The 20569-nt window shown below is 60.9% G+C and carries 18 protein-coding genes and 7 tRNA genes; 5 read left to right on the top strand and 20 right to left on the bottom strand.

Annotated elements, in window-relative coordinates; translation table 11 throughout:
* Positions 1–6: 6 nt before the first annotated feature.
* The 8 genes from VJR90_00215 to VJR90_00250 form a co-directional block, all read right to left on the bottom strand.
* Positions 7–83, bottom strand: a tRNA-Asp gene (locus tag VJR90_00215).
* 21 nt (positions 84–104) lie between these two features.
* A tRNA-Val gene (locus VJR90_00220) sits at positions 105–180 on the bottom strand.
* An 11-nt stretch (positions 181–191) separates the two neighbouring features.
* Complete coding sequence (locus VJR90_00225; protein ID HKV95904.1) at positions 192–464, bottom strand: HU family DNA-binding protein; 273 nt, start codon at positions 462–464, stop codon at positions 192–194.
* 181 nt (positions 465–645) lie between these two features.
* Positions 646–3039, bottom strand: coding sequence for an endopeptidase La (lon, locus tag VJR90_00230; GenBank protein ID HKV95905.1), 2394 nt, complete (start codon positions 3037–3039; stop codon positions 646–648).
* A gap of 138 nt (positions 3040–3177) precedes the next feature.
* Positions 3178–4467, bottom strand: a complete 1290-nt coding sequence (clpX, locus tag VJR90_00235; protein ID HKV95906.1) for an ATP-dependent Clp protease ATP-binding subunit ClpX — start codon at positions 4465–4467, stop codon at positions 3178–3180.
* Positions 4468–4587: 120 nt separating this feature from the next.
* A complete protein-coding gene (clpP, locus tag VJR90_00240; GenBank protein ID HKV95907.1) occupies positions 4588–5208 on the bottom strand; it encodes an ATP-dependent Clp endopeptidase proteolytic subunit ClpP in 621 nt (206 codons plus the stop codon).
* A gap of 24 nt (positions 5209–5232) precedes the next feature.
* A complete protein-coding gene (gene tig / locus VJR90_00245; GenBank protein HKV95908.1) occupies positions 5233–6570 on the bottom strand; it encodes a trigger factor in 1338 nt (445 codons plus the stop codon).
* A 64-nt stretch (positions 6571–6634) separates the two neighbouring features.
* Positions 6635–6719, bottom strand: a tRNA-Leu gene (locus VJR90_00250).
* Between the two features lie 228 nt (positions 6720–6947).
* Here VJR90_00250 and VJR90_00255 point away from each other — a divergent pair.
* Complete coding sequence (locus VJR90_00255) at positions 6948–7910, top strand: DnaJ C-terminal domain-containing protein (GenBank protein HKV95909.1); 963 nt, start codon at positions 6948–6950, stop codon at positions 7908–7910.
* The gene (locus VJR90_00260) at positions 7891–8223 is read left to right on the top strand and encodes a chaperone modulator CbpM (protein ID HKV95910.1); all 333 of its coding nucleotides are present in this window, start codon (positions 7891–7893) and stop codon (positions 8221–8223) included. The genes VJR90_00255 and VJR90_00260 overlap by 20 nt, the downstream gene beginning before the upstream one ends.
* Before the next feature lie 286 nt (positions 8224–8509).
* Here VJR90_00260 and VJR90_00265 read toward each other — a convergent pair.
* The 4 genes from VJR90_00265 to VJR90_00280 form a co-directional block, all read right to left on the bottom strand.
* Positions 8510–8585 (bottom strand) — tRNA-Lys (locus VJR90_00265).
* Between the two features lie 198 nt (positions 8586–8783).
* Positions 8784–8859: transfer RNA gene (locus tag VJR90_00270), tRNA-His, on the bottom strand.
* Positions 8860–8887: 28 nt separating this feature from the next.
* Positions 8888–8964, bottom strand: a tRNA-Arg gene (locus VJR90_00275).
* A gap of 143 nt (positions 8965–9107) precedes the next feature.
* Positions 9108–9184: transfer RNA gene (locus VJR90_00280), tRNA-Pro, on the bottom strand.
* Between the two features lie 279 nt (positions 9185–9463).
* On the opposite strand from VJR90_00280, the gene folD reads away from it, so the two are divergent.
* Positions 9464–10324: a bifunctional methylenetetrahydrofolate dehydrogenase/methenyltetrahydrofolate cyclohydrolase FolD gene (folD, locus tag VJR90_00285; protein ID HKV95911.1), complete on the top strand. Its 861-nt coding sequence runs from the start codon at positions 9464–9466 to the stop codon at positions 10322–10324.
* A gap of 6 nt (positions 10325–10330) precedes the next feature.
* Here folD and cysS read toward each other — a convergent pair whose 3' ends face one another.
* Both cysS and gltX read right to left on the bottom strand, forming a co-directional pair.
* The gene (gene cysS / locus VJR90_00290; protein HKV95912.1) at positions 10331–11764 is read right to left on the bottom strand and encodes a cysteine--tRNA ligase; all 1434 of its coding nucleotides are present in this window, start codon (positions 11762–11764) and stop codon (positions 10331–10333) included.
* Positions 11765–11770: 6 nt separating this feature from the next.
* The gene (gene gltX / locus VJR90_00295) at positions 11771–13216 is read right to left on the bottom strand and encodes a glutamate--tRNA ligase (protein HKV95913.1); all 1446 of its coding nucleotides are present in this window, start codon (positions 13214–13216) and stop codon (positions 11771–11773) included.
* A gap of 87 nt (positions 13217–13303) precedes the next feature.
* On the opposite strand from gltX, the gene VJR90_00300 reads away from it, so the two are divergent.
* Entirely contained in the window at positions 13304–13909 is a 606-nt protein-coding gene (locus VJR90_00300) for a peptidylprolyl isomerase (GenBank protein ID HKV95914.1), read from the top strand.
* Positions 13906–14640: a UDP-2,3-diacylglucosamine diphosphatase gene (locus tag VJR90_00305; protein HKV95915.1), complete on the top strand. Its 735-nt coding sequence runs from the start codon at positions 13906–13908 to the stop codon at positions 14638–14640. The genes VJR90_00300 and VJR90_00305 overlap by 4 nt, the downstream gene beginning before the upstream one ends.
* A gap of 33 nt (positions 14641–14673) precedes the next feature.
* Here the strand turns inward: VJR90_00305 and VJR90_00310 are convergent, their stop codons facing one another.
* Genes VJR90_00310 through folC form a run of 6 tightly spaced genes read right to left on the bottom strand, consistent with a single transcriptional unit; the run spans position 14674 to position 20564 of the window.
* On the bottom strand, positions 14674–15291 hold the full coding sequence (locus VJR90_00310) for a tRNA-(ms[2]io[6]A)-hydroxylase (GenBank protein ID HKV95916.1): 618 nt from the start codon (positions 15289–15291) through the stop codon (positions 14674–14676).
* Positions 15292–15298: 7 nt separating this feature from the next.
* Positions 15299–16525 carry a DUF4147 domain-containing protein gene (locus VJR90_00315; protein HKV95917.1) on the bottom strand — a complete coding sequence of 409 codons (1227 nt, stop codon included), beginning with the start codon at positions 16523–16525 and terminating at the stop codon, positions 15299–15301.
* Between the two features lie 26 nt (positions 16526–16551).
* Positions 16552–18063 (bottom strand): amidophosphoribosyltransferase, encoded by a 1512-nt coding sequence (gene purF / locus VJR90_00320; protein ID HKV95918.1) that lies wholly within the window; start codon positions 18061–18063, stop codon positions 16552–16554.
* Between the two features lie 11 nt (positions 18064–18074).
* On the bottom strand, positions 18075–18656 hold the full coding sequence (locus VJR90_00325) for a CvpA family protein (protein ID HKV95919.1): 582 nt from the start codon (positions 18654–18656) through the stop codon (positions 18075–18077).
* A 13-nt stretch (positions 18657–18669) separates the two neighbouring features.
* Positions 18670–19248: an SPOR domain-containing protein gene (locus tag VJR90_00330; GenBank protein ID HKV95920.1), complete on the bottom strand. Its 579-nt coding sequence runs from the start codon at positions 19246–19248 to the stop codon at positions 18670–18672.
* A 32-nt stretch (positions 19249–19280) separates the two neighbouring features.
* A complete protein-coding gene (gene folC / locus VJR90_00335) occupies positions 19281–20564 on the bottom strand; it encodes a bifunctional tetrahydrofolate synthase/dihydrofolate synthase (GenBank protein HKV95921.1) in 1284 nt (427 codons plus the stop codon).
* Between the last annotated feature and the right edge of the window lie 5 nt (positions 20565–20569).

Here is a 20569-nt window from a genome sequence, read left to right on the forward strand (position 1 = left end):
TGGGTATGGCGGAGTGGACGGGATTCGAACCCGCGACCCCCGGCGTGACAGGCCGGTATTCTAACCAGCTGAACTACCACTCCGCAGCAGCACTCCGCAGCGCCTGGTGGGTGCTGAGGGGTTCGAACCCCCGACCCTCGCCGTGTAAAGGCGATGCTCTCCCAGCTGAGCTAAGCACCCCGAAGAGTGATTCAGTTTACGGCATCCTTCAGGGCTTTGCCAGCCTTGAATCCCGGTACTTTGCTCGCGGCAATCTGGATCGTCTGCCCGGTTTGCGGATTGCGTCCGGTGCGTGCTGCACGATGCTTGACCGTGAAGGTGCCGAAGCCCACCAACACGACCTGATCGCCGTTGCGTAAAGCGCCGCTAATGGAATGCAGCACCGATTGCACCGCGCGATCTGCGTCTGCGTGCGACAGTTTGGTGGATTCGGCGACTGCGTTGATCAATTCAGCCTTGTTCATGGATTGGTATCCCCTGGTTGCCTGTGGATGATGGATGATTCCCTGCGTGGGGCCTGAACATCATGCGGCTTCCGATCACCGCACGCACCGACGTGCATAAAAACCGTGCTTCGCTGCCTGCTCAATGCGCAAGTTTATACAGGTGGCCGCAAACGCTTGTCAACTTGCGGAATCAGCAGATTCAATGCGGGCGTACACTTTCGGGCTCGGCCTGGGGCGTAACGGCACCGGTCGGTGGCAGCGCTTCGGCCCCTGCTGGAACCGGTTTCGGTTCCGGTGAATGTTCGAGTGCCGCTTTAAGAATGTCGTCTATCCAGCGCATGGGACGGATATCGAGCGCGCCCTTTATGTTCTTGGGAATTTCCACAAGGTCCTTGGCATTTTCCTGCGGAATCAGCACGATACCCACACCACCTCGATGTGCCGCAAGCAGTTTTTCCTTCAGTCCCCCGATCGGCAGCACCTCGCCACGCAGGGTAATTTCACCGGTCATGGCGACGTCTGCACGTACCGGAATTTTCGTAAGCGCCGACACCAGAGCCGTGCACATGCCGACACCGGCGCTGGGTCCGTCCTTGGGCGTGGCGCCCTCCGGAACGTGGATATGCACGTCATATTTCTGGTGAAAGTCCGGCTCGATACCGAGCAATGCGGCCCGGCTGCGCACCACGGTAAGCGCCGCCTGGATGGATTCCTGCATCACGCCGCCCAGTTGGCCGGTGTGGATAAGCTTGCCTTTGCCCGGCACCACCGTGGCCTCGATGGTGAGCAATTCGCCACCTACTTCGGTCCAGGCCAGTCCGGTGACCTGTCCCACCTGGTCGTGGTCTTCGGCACGCCCGTAGCGGAAGCGCCGCACGCCGAGGTAATCATCCAGATTGCGCGGCAGGATGTGCACCTGCTTGTCGCGCGGCTTGAGCAGCAAGCCCTTGACTATCTTGCGGCAGATTTTGGAAATTTCGCGTTCCAGATTGCGCACTCCGGCTTCACGCGTGTAGTAGCGAATGATGTCGGTGACCGCACTTTCACCGATCACCAGTTCGTCGGGTTTGAGGCCGTTGTTGCGCATCTGCTTGGGTGTCAGATACTTCATGGCGATGTTGATCTTCTCGTCCTCGGTGTATCCCGGCAGGCGGATAACTTCCATGCGGTCCAGCAACGGCGCGGGGATGTTCATGGTGTTGGCCGTGGCCACGAACAACACCTCCGAGAGGTCAAAATCCACTTCCAGGTAATGGTCGTTGAATGTGTGGTTCTGCTCGGGATCGAGTACCTCGAGCAGCGCCGAGGAAGGATCGCCGCGGAAATCCATGGACATCTTGTCCACTTCATCCAGCAGGAACAGCGGATTGCGCACGCCCACCTTGGCCATGTTCTGCAGGATCTTGCCGGGCATCGAACCGATGTAGGTGCGCCGGTGGCCGCGGATCTCGGCCTCATCACGCACGCCACCGAGCGACATGCGCACGAACTTGCGGTTGGTGGCGCGCGCAATGCTCTGGCCCAGTGAGGTCTTGCCCACGCCCGGCGGACCCACCAGGCACAGGATCGGGCCTTTGAGCTTGTTGACACGCTGCTGGACTGCGAGGTATTCGAGGATGCGCTCCTTGACCTTGTCGAGCCCGTAATGGTCGGCCTCGAGGATCTTCTCGGCGGCTCCCAAGTCATGACCCACGCGCGTACGCTTCTTCCACGGCACGTTGACCAGCCAGTCCACATAGTTGCGCACCACCGTGGCTTCCGCCGACATCGGTGACATGAGCTTGAGTTTGTTGAATTCCGCCAGCGCCTTGTCCCGGGCTTCCTTGGGCATGCCGGCCTTGCGGATGCGCTTTTCCAGCTCTTCCATTTCATTGGGCGCGTCCTCCAGGTCGCCCAGCTCCTTCTGGATGGCCTTCATCTGCTCGTTGAGGTAATACTCGCGCTGGCTCTTCTCCATTTGCTGTTTGACGCGCCCGCGGATGCGCTTTTCGATCTGCAGGATGTCGATCTCGCCCTCGATCAGCGCCATCACGTGTTCCAGCCGCGCGCGCACGTCCTCGAGCTCCAGAATCTTCTGCTTCTCGTCCAGTTTGAGCTGCATGTGGGCGGCAATGGTATCCGCCAGCCGACCGGGCTGTTCTATGCCGGCCAGCGAGGTCAGTAGCTCGGGTGGAATCTTCTTGTTGAGCTTGACGTACTGATCAAACAGTGAAAGCGCCGAGCGCATCAGCACGTCCATCTCGCGTTCATCGTACTGGCCCTGGACGCGCATGACCGTGCCCATGGCGGAAAAATACTCACCGTCATTGATCTGCTGGATGCGCGCACGGTCCCCGCCCTCGACCAGCACCTTCACGGTGCCGTCCGGAAGCTTGACCATCTGCAGCATCGTGGCCAGCGTCCCCACCCGATACAGGTCGGTTTCCTTGGGGTCGTCCACTTCCGGGCTCTTCTGTGCGATCAGCAAAATCTGTTTGCCGGCCTGCATGCTGTGGTCCAGGGCCTTGATGGACTTCTCGCGGCCCACGAACAGCGGAATCACCATGTGCGGGTACACCACCACGTCGCGCAGCGGCAGTACCGGCACCAGCATCGGCTGGCCTTCGAGCAGGTCGTTCTGTCGGGTTTCGGTGCTCACGGTTGAACCTTCATGGACTCCGGGGAGGCGACATCAGGGGAAGCCAGGGACGCCACCGCAATGGATATGGGCGGCGCAACGACATTCAAGTGACTAGCGCCGGTCGGCGGCCGCCAGCTGCTTCTTCTCGCGCTCATACACGATGTAGGGCTTGTTCTCCCCGCTGATGACCGCTTCGTCAATCACCACTTTGGAGACATGCGACATGGACGGTAGTTCATACATGATGTCCAGGAGCACGTGTTCGAGGATGGTGCGCAGGCCGCGCGCGCCGGTTTTGCGCTGCATGGCGCGTTTGGCGGTTGAGCGCAACGCGTCCTCGCGGATCTCGAGTTCGCAGCCTTCCATGTCGAAGAGCTTCTGATATTGCTTGGTAATGGCGTTCTTCGGCTCGGTGAGGATGCGCATCAACGCGGCTTCGTCGAGTTCGTCCAGCGTGGCCACCACCGGCAGACGCCCGACAAACTCCGGGATCAGGCCGAAGCGGATCAGGTCTTCGGGTTCGACCTCGTGCAGCACCTCGCCGACGTTCTTGATGTCGTTCTTGCCGCGGATCTCGGCCATGAAACCGATGCCGCTCTTTTCGGTGCGGTTGCGGATGATTTTCTCCAGACCCGCAAATGCCCCGCCGCACAGGAACAGGATGTTGGTGGTATCCACCTGCAGGAACTCCTGCTGCGGGTGTTTGCGCCCGCCCTGCGGCGGGACCGAGGCCACGGTGCCCTCGATGAGTTTGAGAAGCGCTTGCTGCACGCCTTCACCGGACACGTCGCGCGTGATCGAGGGGTTGTCCGATTTGCGCGAAATCTTGTCGATTTCATCAATATAGACGATGCCGGTCTGGGCCTTCTCCACGTCGTAATCGCATTTCTGCAGGAGCTTCTGGATGATGTTCTCGACATCCTCGCCGACATAACCGGCCTCGGTAAGCGTGGTGGCATCGGCGATGGTAAATGGCACGTTCAACAGTCGCGCCAGAGTCTCAGCCAGCAGCGTCTTGCCGGAGCCGGTCGGACCGATCATCAGGATATTGCTCTTGGCGAGTTCCACATCGTCCTTGTTGTGGTTGGTGCGCACGTCCAGGCGCTTGTAGTGATTGTATACGGCGACCGAAAGGATTTTCTTGGCGCGCTCCTGGCCGATGACGTACTGATCCAGAACCGCCTTGATTTCCTGCGGACGCGGCAGCTTGTTGCGCGCCGTTTGCGTCTGCTCCTGCATCTCCTCGCGGATGATGTCATTGCAGAGTTCCACACATTCGTCGCACACATACACCGACGGCCCGGCAATCAGCTTGCGTACCTCGTGCTGGCTCTTGCCGCAGAACGAGCAGTACAGCAGCTTGCTGCCGTCCTCACTCTTGCCGCGCGTTTCGTCCGCCATGTTGCTGTTTACCTCTGGAATTACCGGGGCCGCAGGCCCCTATCCACACTATGGAGATTTCCGCCGCGCGCTTCAATAGCCCTGCCGCCTGCGTCGAATCTCCCGCGGTCGCCGCCCTGCCTAAGCCTTGATCTGGCGCTTATCGAGCACCGCGTCGATCAGGCCGTACTTGACCGCATCTTCCGCGCCCATGAAGCGGTCACGATCCGTATCTTGTTGAATTTGCTCAATACTTTGACCGCTATGCCTGGCCAGAATCTGGTTGACCCGCTCCCGCAGATGCAGGATCTCGCGTGCCTGAATGTCGATATCGGCCGCCTGCCCCTGCGCGCCACCGTGCGGCTGGTGAATCATCATGCGCGAGTGCGGCAGGCAATAGCGCTTACCCTTGGCACCTCCAGTCAGCAGCAATGCCCCCATGCTGGCCGCCTGGCCGACGCAGATCGTGGACACATCCGGCTTCACGAACTGCATAGTGTCGTAAATGGACAGGCCTGCGGTGACCGAGCCGCCCGGGGAATTGATGTACACGCTGATGTCCTTGTCGGGGTTCTCCGATTCGAGGAACAGCAGTTGCGCCACGACCAGATTGGCCACGTAATCGTCAATCGCGCCGACAATGAAAATCAGACGCTCTTTGAGCAGACGCGAGTAAATGTCGTAAGAGCGTTCACCGCGCGCGGTCTGCTCCACCACGATGGGTACCAGGTTCAGCCCTTGGGGTTCGCCGTGTGCCTTCATATATGTGCTGCCTCGCAGGTCACGCTAGGCGTGCCCGTGTTCGTGCTCATGATCATGTTCATGATCGTGGAAGTGCATCAATTCACTGAAACTCGTGGATTTGTCGGACACCACCGCCCTTTCCAGCAGCCAGTCCACAACCTGGTCCTCGAGCGCCAGACCCTCGATCTGGTGCATCACCCCCTTGTTCGCCCGCAGGCTGCGCAGGGCTTCACCCGGATTGCTGTAGTCCTCGGCCATGCGCTCCAGCCGCTGTTCGGCGCGCTTGGAATCCACGCGCAGCTGCTGGCGCATGATGATTTCGCCGATGATCAGGCCCAGTGTCACGCGGCGCGTGGCTTGTTCCCGGAACAGTTCGCTGGGCAGATCCACGGCTTTCTTGGTGCCCTTGATGCCCATGCGCGCGAGCGCGTCCTGGCGCAAATTCTCGACTTCCTCATCGAGCAGCGCCTTCGGCAGCGTTACCGGATTGGCCGCCAGTAATGCATTCAACACCTGTTCCTTCATGCGACTGCGTACCGTGTCCGCCATTTCGTGCCGCATGTTGCCGGTCACTTCCGCGCGCAGTTTGTCCAGACCACCGTCGGCCACGCCGAAGCTCTTGCAGAAGGCCTCGTCCAGTTCCGGCAGTACCTGCGCTTCGACGCGGTGCACCTGCACATGGAAGCGCGCGACCTTGCCCGCGACTTCCTTCGCCTGGTAATCGTCGGGAAAGCGCACTTCGATATCACGCTGTTCACCGGCACGCATTCCCTCGATGCCCGTCGCGAAATCCTCGAGCAGACGGCCCTCGCCCAGCACCACCAGAGTTTTTTCGGCCTTGCCGCCGGGAAAGGTCTCGCCATCCACGCGGCCCTCGAAATCCAGTTGCACCCGATCGCCTTGGTGCGCTCCGCGCGTCACGCTCTCCCAGCGTGCGCGCTGGTGACGCAGATTATCCAGCATGGCGTCTACATCGGTTGCGGTAATTTCAGCCACCGGCTTTTCCACCGCGATGCCTTCAAGACCCTGCAATTGGACTTCCGGATAGACTTCGAAAGTCGCGATGTATTCCAGGTCCTTGCCCGGCTCATTGTTCACCGAGTCGATGCGCGGACCGCCCGCGGGATTGACCTTTTCCTGCGCCAGCGCTTCGCTGCAGGTGTCGTGCAGCAGGTTCGTCAGCACCTCCTGCCGCACTTCGCTGCCAAAGCGCTTTTTCACCACCTCAAATGGGATCTTGCCGGGGCGAAAGCCGTTGAGCTTGGCGTTCTTGCCCAGGTTCCTGAGCCGCTGCTCGATTTCGTGTTCCACGCGCTCGGCCGGCACCCGCACTTTCATGCGCCGTTCCAGTCCTGCCGTGGTCTCGATTGACACTTGCATTGCTCGCATTCCTCTCAGTGGTTAGCGCGGCGCAACTCACCGGCACTCGTGGCGCGACATGTTGTGGTGCGAAAGGAGAGACTCGAACTCTCACGGGTTACCCCACTGGAACCTAAATCCAGCGCGTCTACCAGTTCCGCCACTTTCGCCTCGTCCCGCCGCACAATCGCCGATACTTTCTCAAGTATATCAAAGGCTTGTGTGCGTAAGGGCGGCTTGGGTCAGTGGGCGAGCCGTCGCACGGCGCCATTATACAAATTTGCCGCCCGCCGCCCTGCACGCGGCTTGATTATGCAACCGGGCCGGCCGCGCTCCGCGACAGGCATCGTTTACACTGGTGCGGCCATCGGCCGGATTTACACACTTCCCACGTCACCATGCGCTACAAGGATTACTACGAGATTCTGGGCGTTCCACGTGCCGCCAGTGCCGAGGAAATCAAACGTGCGTACCGCAGACTGGCGCGCAAATATCACCCGGATGTTTCCAAGGAGGCGGATGCCGCCGAGAAGTTCAAGGATATTGCCGAAGCCTATCAGACTCTGAAGGATACTGAGAAGCGTGCGGCCTTTGATCAGCTGGGGCAACCACGCTCGGGCGAGCAGTTCCGCCCGCCGCCGGACTGGCAGGAACGCTACCGCGACGCACCGTCTGCATTTGAGGACATGGATCTGGCGGACCTGTTTGCCGGTCTGCAGGGCGGCCGGTTCCGCGCCGGACAGGCCTCCACAAACATACCCGTCGATGGCCAGGATTACGAGGTGTCTGTGCCCATCAGCCTTGCCGATGCCTATCACGGCACCCAGGTGAATCTGGATTTGAGTCTGCCCGAGTATGACGCGCAGGGTGTCCCACACCGCACGCCCCACACGTTTAAGGCGCGCATCCCCAAGGGAGCAAGCGACGGTCAACGCTTGCGTGTGCCGGGCAAAGGCGGCAAGGGACTGAACGGCGGCAATGACGGTGACCTGTATCTCAACATCAGTCTGCGGCCGCATCACCTGTTTCGCGTGGCTGGCCATGACGTCTATCTGGATCTGCCACTGGCTCCCTGGGAAGCGGCGCTGGGCACCAGTGTCGAGCTGCCGACGCCCGGCGGGCCGGTACGGCTCAAAATCCAGCCGGGAGCCTCATCCGGCCGGCAACTGCGCCTGCCGGGCCGCGGATTGCCACGGCCACAAGGCGGTGCGGGCGACTTGTTCGCCATCGTGCAAATCGTGATGCCCGCCGCGCTGAACCAGCGTCAGCAGGAACTGTTCAAGCAACTCGGCGCCAGCTCCGAATTCAACCCGCGCGCACACTATCAACAGGAGGTGGGCCATGCGAGTCGAACTCACTGAAGTGCAGTGGCTGAATGCGCGGCCGGATTTGCCGCTGCATGAATTTGTGCGGACATCCGGACTGACGGAAGCTGATTTGCGCTATCTGGTGGACATCGGCGTGCTGGCTCCGCTCGACCCGCAAGCGCCTGCATGGTCCTTCGGCGCCGATTGTCTGCCGCTGGCAAGGGCCGCTGGACGCTTGTACCGGGATCTGGACCTGGACGGCCCGGGACTCGCTGTGGCATTAACCCTGCTCGAACGCATACACGAACTTGAGACGCGTGTGCGCGAACTGGATGCACGTCTCCTGCGTGAGTTCCCATCCGGTTGAATCGCGTTACCGGCTTTCTGCTTGGCCAGCCTTGGCGTTCATGCGCCGCGTCAGGGATGGTTCGTATCCGAAACAAGGATTCTTTGGTGGGCCGTGCAGGGCGTGGCCGGTGCGCTCACCGGAATGCCAATGGGCTAGCAGCGTCAGCTGCGAGCGCCAACCCAGGGATGGGTTGGCTGGCTTTCGAGCGAAGCAGGATGCGAAGCGCAAAAGCGAACCGCAGGTTCGAGTCCGGCGCATCAAAGAGAAATAGATCTTATTTGCTATCAGACTTGGACGAGTAATTTGGTGGGCCGTGCAGGACTCGAACCTGCGACCTACTGATTAAGAGTCAGCAGCTCTACCAACTGAGCTAACGGCCCAAATTCTGATCTCACTCACAGAACCATCCATGGCGCGCACCCGGCTCGGCATCGTGCCTCGCGTTCGTCCGGATCGAAATGCCACCGGTATTTCGATTCAATACACCGGCCTCACCCAACTGAGCTAACGGCCCACCAGAGGATTCTTGATGGTTTATATACTGAATCAACGGTATAGCGACTGCCCGAACAATTAAATGGGGTGGACGATGGGGCTCGAACCCACGACAGCCGGATCCACAATCCGGGGCTCTACCAACTGAGCTACGTCCACCATAAACTCATTGCCAGCTTCGCCGTCTTGGCGCGCCTGGCAGGAGTCGAACCTGCGACCGCCGACTTAGAAGGTCGGTGCTCTATCCAACTGAGCTACAGGCGCAAATTCAGATTGTACTCACTGCGCCATCCCTGACGCGCACCCGGCTCGGCATCCCTGCCTTGCGTTCGGCGGAACCTGACAGCCACCGGCTGTCCGATGAAAACACGCGCTGCACCTACAGGCGCAATTTCAATGCAGCAAAATGGTCGGGGCAGAGGGATTCGAACCCACGACCCCCTGCTCCCAAAGCAGGTGCGCTACCAGACTGCGCTATGCCCCGCCGCGTAACCTTATCAACAAGTCACCTGCTTTGTGGGAGCAGGCTGTTGCTGGCTCGGCTCGTGCCTCGCCTAGCAACCCAGCCGTGTACATCCATGTACCCGGCGCTCGTCCCGTTCGGGACTCGCCCTCAAAGCAGGTGCGCTACCAGACTGCGCTATGCCCCGCCGCGGGCGGGAATGATACGGATCGCCCATAATTCAGTCAATTTTGAGGCACGCGGTTGGAGCGACTACAGGTGCATGCGACAATGCAGGCCGCTGATTCGCAGGAACTTCACATGCCGGCCCGGGTTATTGACGGCAAAGCTCTGGCAGCTGAAATCCGCGATGGCATCCGCCTGAAAGTCGCGGCGCGCCTTCGGGAAAACCACCGCGCGCCTGGCTTGGCCGTGATATTGGTGGGCAGCGACCCGGCTTCTAAAATCTATGTGCGTAACAAGCGGCTGGCCTGCAAGGAAGCGGGATTCATTTCCAGTGCCTTCGATCTGCCAGTCGACACCTCACAAGCAGCGCTGCTCGAACTGGTGGACAAACTCAACGCCGATCCGGCCATTGATGGCATTCTGGTGCAATTGCCGCTGCCGGCCCATATCGGCACAGAGACCATTATCGAACGCATCCGTCCGGACAAGGATGTGGATGGATTCCACCCCTACAATGTCGGCCGCCTGGCGCAGCGTGTACCGTTGCTGCGCCCCTGCACTCCTTACGGCATCATCAAGCTGCTGGAGAAATACGGGGAGACTTTTACCGGCCGCCACGCGGTAGTGGTGGGTGCATCCAACATTGTCGGCCGGCCCATGGCGCTCGAACTTCTGCTCGCCGGCGCCACGGTCAGCATCTGCCACCGTTTCACGCCCGAGGCCGCTCTCGCAGGGCTGGTGCGGGAGGCCGATATCCTGGTGGTCGCAGTAGGCAAACCCAAGTTGATTCCGGGCGCCTGGATCAAAACAGGCGCAACCGTAGTTGACGTAGGCATGAACCGCTTAGCCAACGGTAAGCTGGTGGGCGATGTGGAATTCGAGAGTGCCCGCAAACGCGCCGCGATGATTACACCTGTACCCGGCGGTGTCGGCCCCATGACCGTTACTATGCTGCTCAATAATACCCTGACCGCGGCGGAGCAACATGGGAAATGAGTCCAGCTATTTACGCCTCCAAGTTGTTCCTTTAGCTCCATCCTCTATCACGATCCCATTCTTATCTAGTTCATCACGGATGCGATCTGCCTCTTTCCAATTCATGTTGTTTCGTGCTGCATTCCGTTGATTGATCAAAAACTCTATTTTCTCATTGCTATATCCAACCAATGCCTGGATTGACGAGGTATCCTTCCCTTCATTTATATTCATAGTTCCATAATAATGCAGTGATTTAAAATATTTTTCTGGATCCTCCTGGAGCAGTCCTAATACCCTGCCTAACTGGATAAGCAGCGCCACTAGATTACTAGCAACATTCAAATCATTTTCCTTTTGGCGATTAATTTCTCTGGCCAATTCAAACAATACGCTAATGGCGATCGGTGTGTTGAAATCGTCGTCCATAGCCGCCGCAAAGTGCTCGCGGAACTCGCTGTGTTGCGGTGCGTTTCCGGGCCTAACATCACGTAAAGCGGTATAGAAACGCGCCAAACCGTGCGCCGCCAGATCCAGCGATGCATCGGAATAATTCAGCGGACTGCGGTAGTGACTGTTGAGGATGAAATAGCGCACCACTTCCGGCCGGTACTTCTTCAGCACCTCGCGCACCGTGAAGAAGTTGCCGAGCGATTTCGACATCTTCTCTTCGTCCACGTTGACAAAACCGTTGTGCATCCACAGGTTCACGAACGGCTCGCCGGTGGCCGCCTCGGACTGCGCGATTTCGTTCTCGTGGTGCGGAAACTGCAAATCCATGCCCCCGCCGTGGATGTCGAAGTGATTCCCCAGCGCGGCGGTGGACATAGCTGAGCATTCGATATGCCAGCCGGGCCGCCCCGCGCCCCAGGGCGACGGCCAGGCGGGTTCACCCGGTTTGGCCGCCTTCCACAGCACGAAATCCAGTGGATCGCGCTTGCTTTCGTCCACCTCGACACGCGCGCCGGCGCGTAAGTCCTCCGGCCGCTTGCCCGACAGCTGTCCGTAGTTCTTGAAGCGGTTCACCGCGTAGTACATGTCGCCGTTCGGGCCTTGATAGGCAAAGCCCTTGTCCAACAAGGTCTGCACCATACGCACGATGGCGTCGATGGATTGCGTAGCGCGCGGTTCGAGGTCCGGACGCAGCACACCCAGTGCTGCCTCGTCCTCATGGCTGAAGCGGATGAAGCGCTCGGTCAGTTGCTGGATGGACTCATGATTCTCGGCCGCACGCCGGATGATCTTGTCGTCAATGTCGGTGATGTTACGCACGTAGGTCAGGCGGTAACCGCTGGCCCGCAACCAGCGCACCGCGGTGTCGAACACCACCAGCATGCGTGCATGCCCGAGGTGCATGTAGTCGTACACCGTCAGGCCACAGACATACATGCGCACATCCGCCGGACGAATGGGGACGAAGTTTTCTTTTTTACCGGTGAGCGAATTGTGGATTTTCAGCATGCGTCGTTAGTTCCGTGCAATTTCCGCAGCAGCTGTGAGTCGTCGATGGATACGTTCCGGCCCGAGCATTGTCCAAATCAAATCCAATTCGGGGCCATGCGTGATGCCGGTCAGTGCTACGCGCAATGGCATATACAAATCACGGCCCCGCAGGCCGGTAACCTTGCTCAGGAAGTCTGCGTACTGTCTGTACAGACGTGCATTTTCAGGCAATAACTCCAGCGCGACTGAAAAATATTTCTCGGTAGCCTTACGAATAATTTTTTCCGCAACATCGTTATACAACAGCCTTTCAGAATAAAGCATACCCGCATAATCCGCTGCTTCCGCAGGAAACAGGCTATGTTTGATATCCTGTTTAAGGAAGGTGATGAACTCGCGCCATTTATCATTCGGGACAAGAGCCTTGATGCGCGTGCCTTCTTTTGACTGAGTTAAATCCTGCCACAACACCGCATCCCGTATTTCAGACATCAGTACCTTTTGCCAATGACGCAACTGAGCTAAATCATAGTGAGCCGGAGACTTGTTCAATTTAAAGACGTCGAATCCTTCTGCAAGCTCTCGAAAATTCATCACTTGGTTAGTTTCATAGTGATGACCGAGCCTTGCTAGGTAATTCTTCACGGCAGCCGAAGAAAATCCCATTTCCTGTAATTCTCGGAGCGTGCCTCCCCCTTCACGCTTGGACAACGGCTTACCGTCGGCTCCAACCAGCAGGGATAGGTGCGCGTAGTGCGGGGTATGCAAACCCAAAGCCTGAAGTAATAACAGCTGCCTGGGTGTGTTCGCTAGATGATCTTCGCCACGCAATACGTGCGTGATACCCATGACGGCATCGTCCACCGCATTGCTGAAAAAAAACGCCGGACTGCCGTCGGCACGGCGTATCACGAAATCGCCGATGTCCTTGTGGGCGAAGCGCTGTGCACCGCGAATCAGGTCATCGAATTCGGTGGCGCCCTTCTCCGGCACGCGAAAGCGTAGTGCCGGTTTCATTCCCTGCGCAAGCCGTGATTCGATTTCTGCAGTCGTGAGACCCGCGCATGTTCCCGCATAACGCGGCGGCTGCCCGGCGGCCAGCTGCGTCTTGCGCGCCAGCGCCAGCTCTGCAGGTGTGCAAAAGCACGGGTATGTGCGCCCGTGCTCCGCCAATTTGTCGGTGAAAGTGCGGTAAATCCGGCTGCGTTCCGACTGGCGATACGGCGCGTGCGGCCCGCCCACGTCCGGACCTTCCTGCCAATGCAGACCGAGCCAGGCCAGGTCAGCGAGCAGCACGGTTTCGAACTCTGAGCGCGAGCGCTCGGCGTCGGTGTCCTCAATGCGCAGGATGAACTCACCACCCGCTTGCGCTGCCAGCAGCGCACTGAAAAGCGCGGTGCGCGCGTTGCCCACATGCAGCTGGCCGGTCGGACTGGGTGCAAAACGGGTGCGCAGCGTCATGGCGCGCATTCTATCAGGGCCGATATTCCCCACCCCGCGCGGCTGTCATATTTCCAACCGTGCCCGTATGATGACCCGCGTCCAAGGAGAACGCTCATGACAAAGCGCCTGCTCGCCGTACTTGTGCTGCTGTTGCTTGGCGCCTGCAGCCAGGTTCCGGTGCGGCCCACCGCACCACCGGATCCGTATCCCGATGTGGCCATCAAAACCAGCCTGGGAACGTTCGTCGTGAAACTGGACCGCGAGCGCGCACCGCTCACCGTGCGGAATTTCCTGCAGTACGTGCACAGCGGCTTCTACAACGGCACCAGCTTTTACCGCGTGGTACCCGGTTTCGTGATCCAGGGCGGCGACTACACCGCCACCTACCAGGAAAAGAAAACCGCCGCGCCCATACCCAACGAATCCGGTAACGGTCTCTCCAATCTGCGCGGCACCATCGCCATGGCGCGCGACAGCGCTCCGCATACGGCCACGGCCGCGTTCTACATCAATCTGGTGGACAACAGGAAACTGGATCCGCGTCCGGATCGCTGGGGCTACGCCGTGTTCGGCCGTGTGATTCGCGGCATGGCGGTCGTGGACAAGATCGCCGCCGTGCCCAACGGCAAAGTCGGCCCTTTCGACAAAGATGCACCGCGCGCGCCGGTGGTAATCCTCAAAGTGTGGATGCTGCCGCAACCCGCCAATTTGGAACCGTGACCACCTTGTTCATCTCTGACCTGCACCTCGACGCGACACGGCCGCGAATCACGCAGTTGTTTCTGCAATTCCTCAGCACCGAGGCGCGCCGCGCGCAGGCCTTGTACATCCTCGGCGATTTCTTCGAGGCCTGGATTGGCGACGACGATCCGGATCCCCATCACGCCGATGTCATCGCGGCTGTGTGCACACTCACCGCCACGGGCGTGCCGGTGTACTTCATGCACGGCAACCGGGATTTTCTCATCGGCGCCGGATTCATGCGCAAGACCGGTTGTACTCTGCTCCCGGATCCGACGCGCATGGAGCTTTACGGCACGCCCACTCTGCTGATGCACGGCGACCTGCTGTGCACTGACGACCTTGAATACCAGAAATTCCGCCGTCAGGTGCGTGATCCCGCATGGCAAAGAGCTTTCCTCGCCAAACCTGTCACGGAACGCCTCCGGTTTGCGCAACAAGCACGCGCCCAGAGCCAGATCCAGACATCCGCCAAACCCGACTATCTGATGGACGTGAACGCACAGGAGGTCGAGCGCGTGATGCGGGAGCAGCAGGTCACGCGCCTGATCCACGGCCACACCCATCGCCCCGCCGTGCACCGCTTTGTCGCCAACGGCAAGGATCTGACCCGCATCGTGCTGGGGGACTGGTACGAACAGTCAAGCGTGCTCGCAGTGGACCAAAATGCGTTCGAGTTGCACGACCCGCGCGGTAACAACTCGAATTAGCCCGGTGGTCGCGCGCCCGTTCGAGTCTCCCGGCTAGGCAATGCCAACCGGGATTCCGCTGTGAAAGCGGAAATCACGATCCGGGGTTTCAATCAGTTCCTGTTCCGCTCCTGCAAATGTCGCAACACGCCCGGCAAGGGCCGCGCCGCCATAACGCTGCGCCAAGCCGAGATACAGCGAACAATGCCGGGCTTCGGCTCCAGCCAGGCGGGCGTAAAAATCCGCAAGCTCGGTGTCCAATACGCTGGATAGTGCCGCGAAACGCTCGCAGGAGCGCGCTTCGATAAATGCGCCCACCAGCAGCAAATCGGCGAGGCGCTCGGGCTCACGTTTGCGCGCATGCCGGCGCAGGCCTGCGGCATAACGCGCGGCGCTCAAGGGCCGTGGCGGGATGCCGCGCCGGCGCAACAGGCGCGTCACCTGTTCGAAATGCCGCAGCTCCTCGCGCGCGAGGCGCGACAACGGTTCCTGCAATTCCGGGTAACGGTCGCCGTGCTGGAACATGAGACTGAACGCGGTCGCCGCGGCCTTCTTCTCGCAGTTGGCATGGTCCAGCAGCAGCAGATCCTGGTGGTGAGATACCGCATCCAGCCACGCACGCGGCGTGGGACAGGTCAATAACTGCCCGGCGGCTAGCGCGTCGCTGCGCACTCGCCACTCATGGAGCTGCGGCTTCACCGGATTTGAAAGCGATCACCAGATCCATCACGTTCGTTCCGGTCGGGCCGGTATACACGAGGTCCCCGCTGGCTTCCAGAAAATTGCCGGCGTCGGCGCGCGCCAGGCAATCGCCTGCGTCGAATCCCCCCTCGCCGCCGCGCTCCAGGGTACCGCCATCCACAAGCGCACCGGCATCGTTGGAGTTGCCATCGGTACCGTCGGTGCCGGCCGCGAGCATGTGTATGTCGCTGCGCCCCTTCAGTTTGCACGCCGCGGCCAGCGCCAGCATCTGGTTGCGGCCGCCGCGTCCGGGATGTTCCGGCAGGCACACCACGGTTTCTCCGCCCCAGATGTGCAGGCCCGGCTCGGAACGCAGCATGAACTCCGCGATGCGTTCGCCGCAGACCGCCGCATCGCCGGCGGGAAAATCCGCGTGCACACGCGTGCATGCCACCACCCCGGCAGCCGCCTGCTGCACCGCCTGGCGTGCCTGGCCATTGGTTGCCAGCAGGTGCACCGACACATTGCCGGCCTCGACCTGCGGCAGCGGCCATTGCGGATTCAAATTCGCGAACTGCTCCGGCAATTCCGGCAATGCTCCGGCCAGCGGCGGCAGCAGCAGCCCGGACCCGATATGCTCCGGCACATCGCGCGGCACATCCGAGATCAACAACAGATCGGTACGGCGTCCGCCGACATCCGCCAGCAGCCGTCCACCCTTGATCTGGGAAAACGCGGAACGCACGCGGTTGACCGCATCGATCGGCAAACCGCTGGCCAGCAGCCAGCGGGAAAGCATGCGCAGATTTGCGAGCGAAATTCCCGCCAGCGGCACTTCGGCCAGACTGGATGCGCCGCCTGAAACCAAAAACAGGAAATGCGCATCCGCTGGTGCGCTCGCGAGGAACAGGCGCAACGCGTTGCCGGCCGCCAGACTGTGTTCATCCGGGAGCGGATGGCCGGCTTCGAGCAGCAGGATGCGCGGATCGCGATACACCGGCGAGTCCTGGTGCCCATAGCGCGTGATCACCAGCCCCGAAGTGAGCTGGCTGCCGACCGCATCCAGCGCGCCCGCGGTCATGGCATCCGCGGCTTTGCCCATGGCCACCAGATACAAGGGCACGGAGAACTGCCGCCCGCGCAGAGCTGCGTACACGCAAGCGCGTCCATTCACGGCGGCCAGGCCGCTCTGGAACAGGTGCAACAGGAACTGGCGCCGATCCATGCGTACTTCGTTAAAACCGGTCAGCGTCAGGACACGTTGTACATTTCGATGACCTGGCGATCGTCGCGCACGCGCTTCTGCTTGGCCTCGTCGGAGCGCTCGTGGGCCAGCGTCGCCAGATAATCGCCGGTCACGTCGCCGGTGACGTATTCCCCGGAAAACACCGAGGTATCGAAACGCTGGATCTTGGGATTGCCGCGCCGCACCGCGTCAATCAGGTCATCGAGGTTCTGGTAGATGAGCCTGTCGGCGCCGATGAACTCGGCCACCTGCTGTTCGCTGCGGTCGTGGGCGATCAGCTCGCTCACCGTCGGCATGTCGATGCCGTAGACGTTGGGGAACCGTACCGGCGGCGCCGCCGAAGCGAAATACACCTTGTGCGCGCCGGCCTCGCGCGCCATGTTGATGATCTGCTGCGAAGTGGTGCCGCGCACGATGGAATCGTCCACCAGCAGCACGTTTTTGCCGCTGAACTCCAGATCGATGGCATTCAATTTCTGGTGCACCGACTGATTGCGCTGCTTCTGGCCCGGCATGATGAAGGTGCGACCGATATAGCGGTTCTTGATGAAGCCCTCGCGGTACTTGAGCCCCAGCACGTTGGCGAGCTGCAAGGCGCTGGTGCGGCTGGTATCGGGAATCGGGATCACCACGTCGATATCGTGCTGCGCCCATTCGCGCTGGATTTTCTCGGCCAGCTTGTCGCCCATGCGCATGCGCGCCTTGTACACCGAGATGTCATCCATGATGGAGTCCGGCCGTGCGAAGTACACGTATTCGAAGATGCACGGTGAGTACAGTGCTTTCTCCGCGCATTGCTGCGTGTGCAGCATGCCGTGACGGTCGATGACCACCGCCTCTCCCGGCGCCACGTCGCGTATCAACTCGAATCCGCACACGTCCAGCGCCACCGATTCCGACGCGATCATGTACTCGGTGCCCTTGTCGGTGATGCGCTGGCCGAAGACCAGGGGACGAATGCCGAACGGATCGCGGAAGCCGACGATGCCGTAGCCGGCAATCAGGCCGATATTGGCGTAGCCGCCGCGGCAGCGGCGGTGCACCGCGGCCACCGCCTTGAAGATGTCGCGCTCGTCCACTTCCAGTCCGCCGTTACGCTGCAGCTCGTGGGCGAACACGTTGAGCAGGATTTCCGAATCCGATTCGGTGTTCAGGTGCCGCCGGTCCTCACGAAACAGCATGTCCTTGAGGGCGCGCGCATTGGTGAGGTTGCCGTTGTGACCGAGGGCAATGCCGTAGGGCGAATTGGTGTAGAACGGCTGGGCCTCGGCGGAATTGGCGCAGCCGGCTGTCGGATAGCGCACATGGCCCAAGCCGATGCTGCCGCGCAACCTCAGCATATGGCGCTGGTGGAAAACGTCGCGCACCAGCCCGTTGCTCTTGCGCAGGTGCAGGCGCTCGCCGTCGCAGGTCATCATGCCGGCGGCGTCCTGACCGCGATGCTGCAGCACAATCAGCGCGTCATAGAGCAGCTGATTGACATCGCTGTGCCCCACGACTCCGACGATTCCGCACATCGCACGCCTCGCTAGGGTTTGTGCCTGGGTTCGGCCACGGACTTCAGGCCCGACATCATCTCATCCGCCACCGGTTGCGGCAGCAGTGCGCGCATCCAGCCGGCGGCACCCTGCGCATAGGGAATCAGCCGCGACTCACGCCACCAATGGTCCTTCGGCAAGGTGGTGAAGCCCGCCACGATCACCAGCACGGCCACGATCACCACGCCGCGCACCAGACCGAAGATCACGCCCAGGGTGCGATCGCTGGCACTCGCACCGGTATGCGCCATGAGCTTGCCGAGCACCAGGTTGATGAGCATGCCGATGATCAGAATCACCACGAACAGGATCACGAAACCCACGATCATGCGCACCGAAGGATTTTGAATCACCTTGAACGCATCGCCGACCTGCGACGCAAAACGTAATGCCACCCAGAAGGCCACGATCCAGGTGATCAGCGACACCACCTCCCGCAGGAAACCGCGCCACAGACTGATGAGGGCCGAGACTACGATGATTAAAATGATGAGGTAGTCAGCCCAGTTCATGCGCGCCTTGGCTACCCGGCGTACCGCCTCGAATACGGGGTGACATTCTAACAGAGGCACATGCCGCGCGCCTTCAGCTGTTCGGCACCACCTCCGCTCGGCCACCAAATGCACGCGCTACTCCTGACACCACGCGCTCCGCCGCAGCCCGGTCGGCATAAGGGCCGACACGCACGCGATAATACGTGCGTCCGCTCTTGTGGTAGCGGCTTATATAGGCATGATAGCCGCGCTTGGCGAGCTTGCGCTCAACTGCGCGTGCGTTGCGCTCGTTGGCGTAACTGCCTGCTTGCACGGCCCATTTACCGTGTATTGCGGCGTGCGTGGCCGGCGCCGGCGTCACTGTCGGTGCGGAAGGTTTGGTCGCCTTCGGCTGACGCACCACCGGCGTCACAACCTGGCGCGTCGCCGCAACCGGCGCGCGCTGCGCATCGGCAGCCACGGGACGCGTGCCAGCATCCGCCGGGCCGCTCAAGGCCATGTGATAGGTGCTCTCCGCAGCCGGCGCGGTTGTAGCCTGCGGCAAAGCCAGCGGCTGAGTCACCGTGGTGCTCGGTGGCGAACCGCCCTTCAGCACCCAGGGAATGATGATAATCGCCAGGACCACCAGCACCGCCGCACCGATCAGGCGCTCTTTTAATCCGATCAGCATTTCCCGGTCTCCATTGCGGCGCACCTGCCGCTTCAGGCCACATTGGTAACCGATTCGCGCAAAATGCGCAAGATTGCGCTCACGGTTTGAAACGAACCGAAGATCACGATGCGGTCGCCGCGCCCGGCAGCGGCGCGCGCCGCTCGCCAAGCGTCAATGACCGAAGCATGTGCATGCAATGACGCGCGCGGTAGCGCGCTGCGTATACGCGTCGCCAAGTCTGCCGCCGTCTGTCCGCGCGGTCCACCAAGCCCCCCCAGATGCCAGGAATCAATGCGCTCGCCCAGTGCCTGGGCGACGGTATCGGCGGCCTTGTCCCGGTACATGCCGATGACCGCGAAGGTGCGCCCGCCACCGCGCGTGGCGTCCAGATTGGATGCCAGTACGCGCGCGGCGTCCTGGTTGTGCGCGACATCCAGAATCAACTCGACGTCGCCGGGCACACGTTCAAAACGCGCGCTGATCTTCGCCTGCTGCAATCCCTTGCGGATTGCGGCCTCGCTCACGGCAAGCTCCGATCGCACCGCCCGCAACAAAGCGATTGAGCTGGCCGCATTGTCGTACTGGATCCGGCCCGGTATGGCCGGAGGCGGCAGATTTCCAATGTGGCTCCCGTCACCTTGCCAAGTCCAGCCATCGCCCGTGGCCTGCCATTCAAAATCTCGGCCGAGCACCCGCAAGTCGGCACCGTTCCGCTGCGCGGTCTGCATCAAGCGCAGTGGCGGATCGCGGTCGCCGCAAATCGCAGGCCGGCCGCGGCGGTAAATGCCGGCCTTCTCGTAACCGATGCTGTCGCGGTCCGGCCCCAGCCATTCCATGTGATCCAGTCCTACCGATGCCACCAGGGCGCCCAGCGGGTCCACGGCGTTAACCGCATCCAGCCGCCCGCCCATGCCCACCTCCAGCACGGCAACATCAATACTGTGATTGCGGAAAATATCCAGCGCCGCCAAAGTCCCGAATTCAAAATACGTGAGGCTGGTTGCGCCGCGCGCCCTGTCCACCCGTGCGAATGACTCGCACAGCTCGGCATCCATGACTTCCCTGCCACCGATGCGGATACGCTCGTTGTAACGCAACAGATGCGGTGAGGTGTAGGCGCCGGCCTGGTAGCCCTGGGCGCGCAACATGGCGTCCAGAAACGCCACGCATGAGCCCTTGCCGTTGGTACCGCCTACGGTCAGCACCTTGAACGGCGGTCGTTCGATCTGCATCGCCTGGAGCACGCGCCGCACACGCTCCAGGCCCAGATCTATCGGATTGGGGTGCAACTGCTCCTGCCACGCGAGCCAGTCCTTGAGCGTGGCGAAGCGCATGTCAG

The sequence above is a fragment of the Gammaproteobacteria bacterium genome (genome assembly GCA_035279405.1).
In the GTDB taxonomy this organism is placed as follows: Bacteria; Pseudomonadota; Gammaproteobacteria; order Natronospirales; family REEB76; genus REEB76.

Excerpts from the sequence above, each read along its gene's own strand:
- gltX (HKV95913.1), bottom strand. The coding sequence starts at position 13,216 with ATGCGCGCCATGACGCTGCGCACCCGTTTTGCACCCAGTCCGACCGGC.
- VJR90_00330 (HKV95920.1), bottom strand. The coding sequence starts at position 19,248 with ATGCTGATCGGATTAAAAGAGCGCCTGATCGGTGCGGCGGTGCTGGTG.
- VJR90_00260 (HKV95910.1), top strand. The coding sequence starts at position 7,891 with ATGCGAGTCGAACTCACTGAAGTGCAGTGGCTGAATGCGCGGCCGGAT.
- VJR90_00300 (HKV95914.1), top strand. The coding sequence starts at position 13,304 with ATGACAAAGCGCCTGCTCGCCGTACTTGTGCTGCTGTTGCTTGGCGCC.
- lon (HKV95905.1), bottom strand. The coding sequence starts at position 3,039 with ATGCTGGTGCCGGTACTGCCGCTGCGCGACGTGGTGGTGTACCCGCAC.
- VJR90_00255 (HKV95909.1), top strand. The coding sequence starts at position 6,948 with ATGCGCTACAAGGATTACTACGAGATTCTGGGCGTTCCACGTGCCGCC.
- folD (HKV95911.1), top strand. The coding sequence starts at position 9,464 with ATGCCGGCCCGGGTTATTGACGGCAAAGCTCTGGCAGCTGAAATCCGC.
- clpX (HKV95906.1), bottom strand. The coding sequence starts at position 4,467 with ATGGCGGACGAAACGCGCGGCAAGAGTGAGGACGGCAGCAAGCTGCTG.
- tig (HKV95908.1), bottom strand. The coding sequence starts at position 6,570 with ATGCAAGTGTCAATCGAGACCACGGCAGGACTGGAACGGCGCATGAAA.
- clpP (HKV95907.1), bottom strand. The coding sequence starts at position 5,208 with ATGAAGGCACACGGCGAACCCCAAGGGCTGAACCTGGTACCCATCGTG.
- cysS (HKV95912.1), bottom strand. The coding sequence starts at position 11,764 with ATGCTGAAAATCCACAATTCGCTCACCGGTAAAAAAGAAAACTTCGTC.
- folC (HKV95921.1), bottom strand. The coding sequence starts at position 20,564 with ATGCGCTTCGCCACGCTCAAGGACTGGCTCGCGTGGCAGGAGCAGTTG.
- purF (HKV95918.1), bottom strand. The coding sequence starts at position 18,063 with ATGTGCGGAATCGTCGGAGTCGTGGGGCACAGCGATGTCAATCAGCTG.
- VJR90_00225 (HKV95904.1), bottom strand. The coding sequence starts at position 464 with ATGAACAAGGCTGAATTGATCAACGCAGTCGCCGAATCCACCAAACTG.
- VJR90_00315 (HKV95917.1), bottom strand. The coding sequence starts at position 16,525 with ATGGATCGGCGCCAGTTCCTGTTGCACCTGTTCCAGAGCGGCCTGGCC.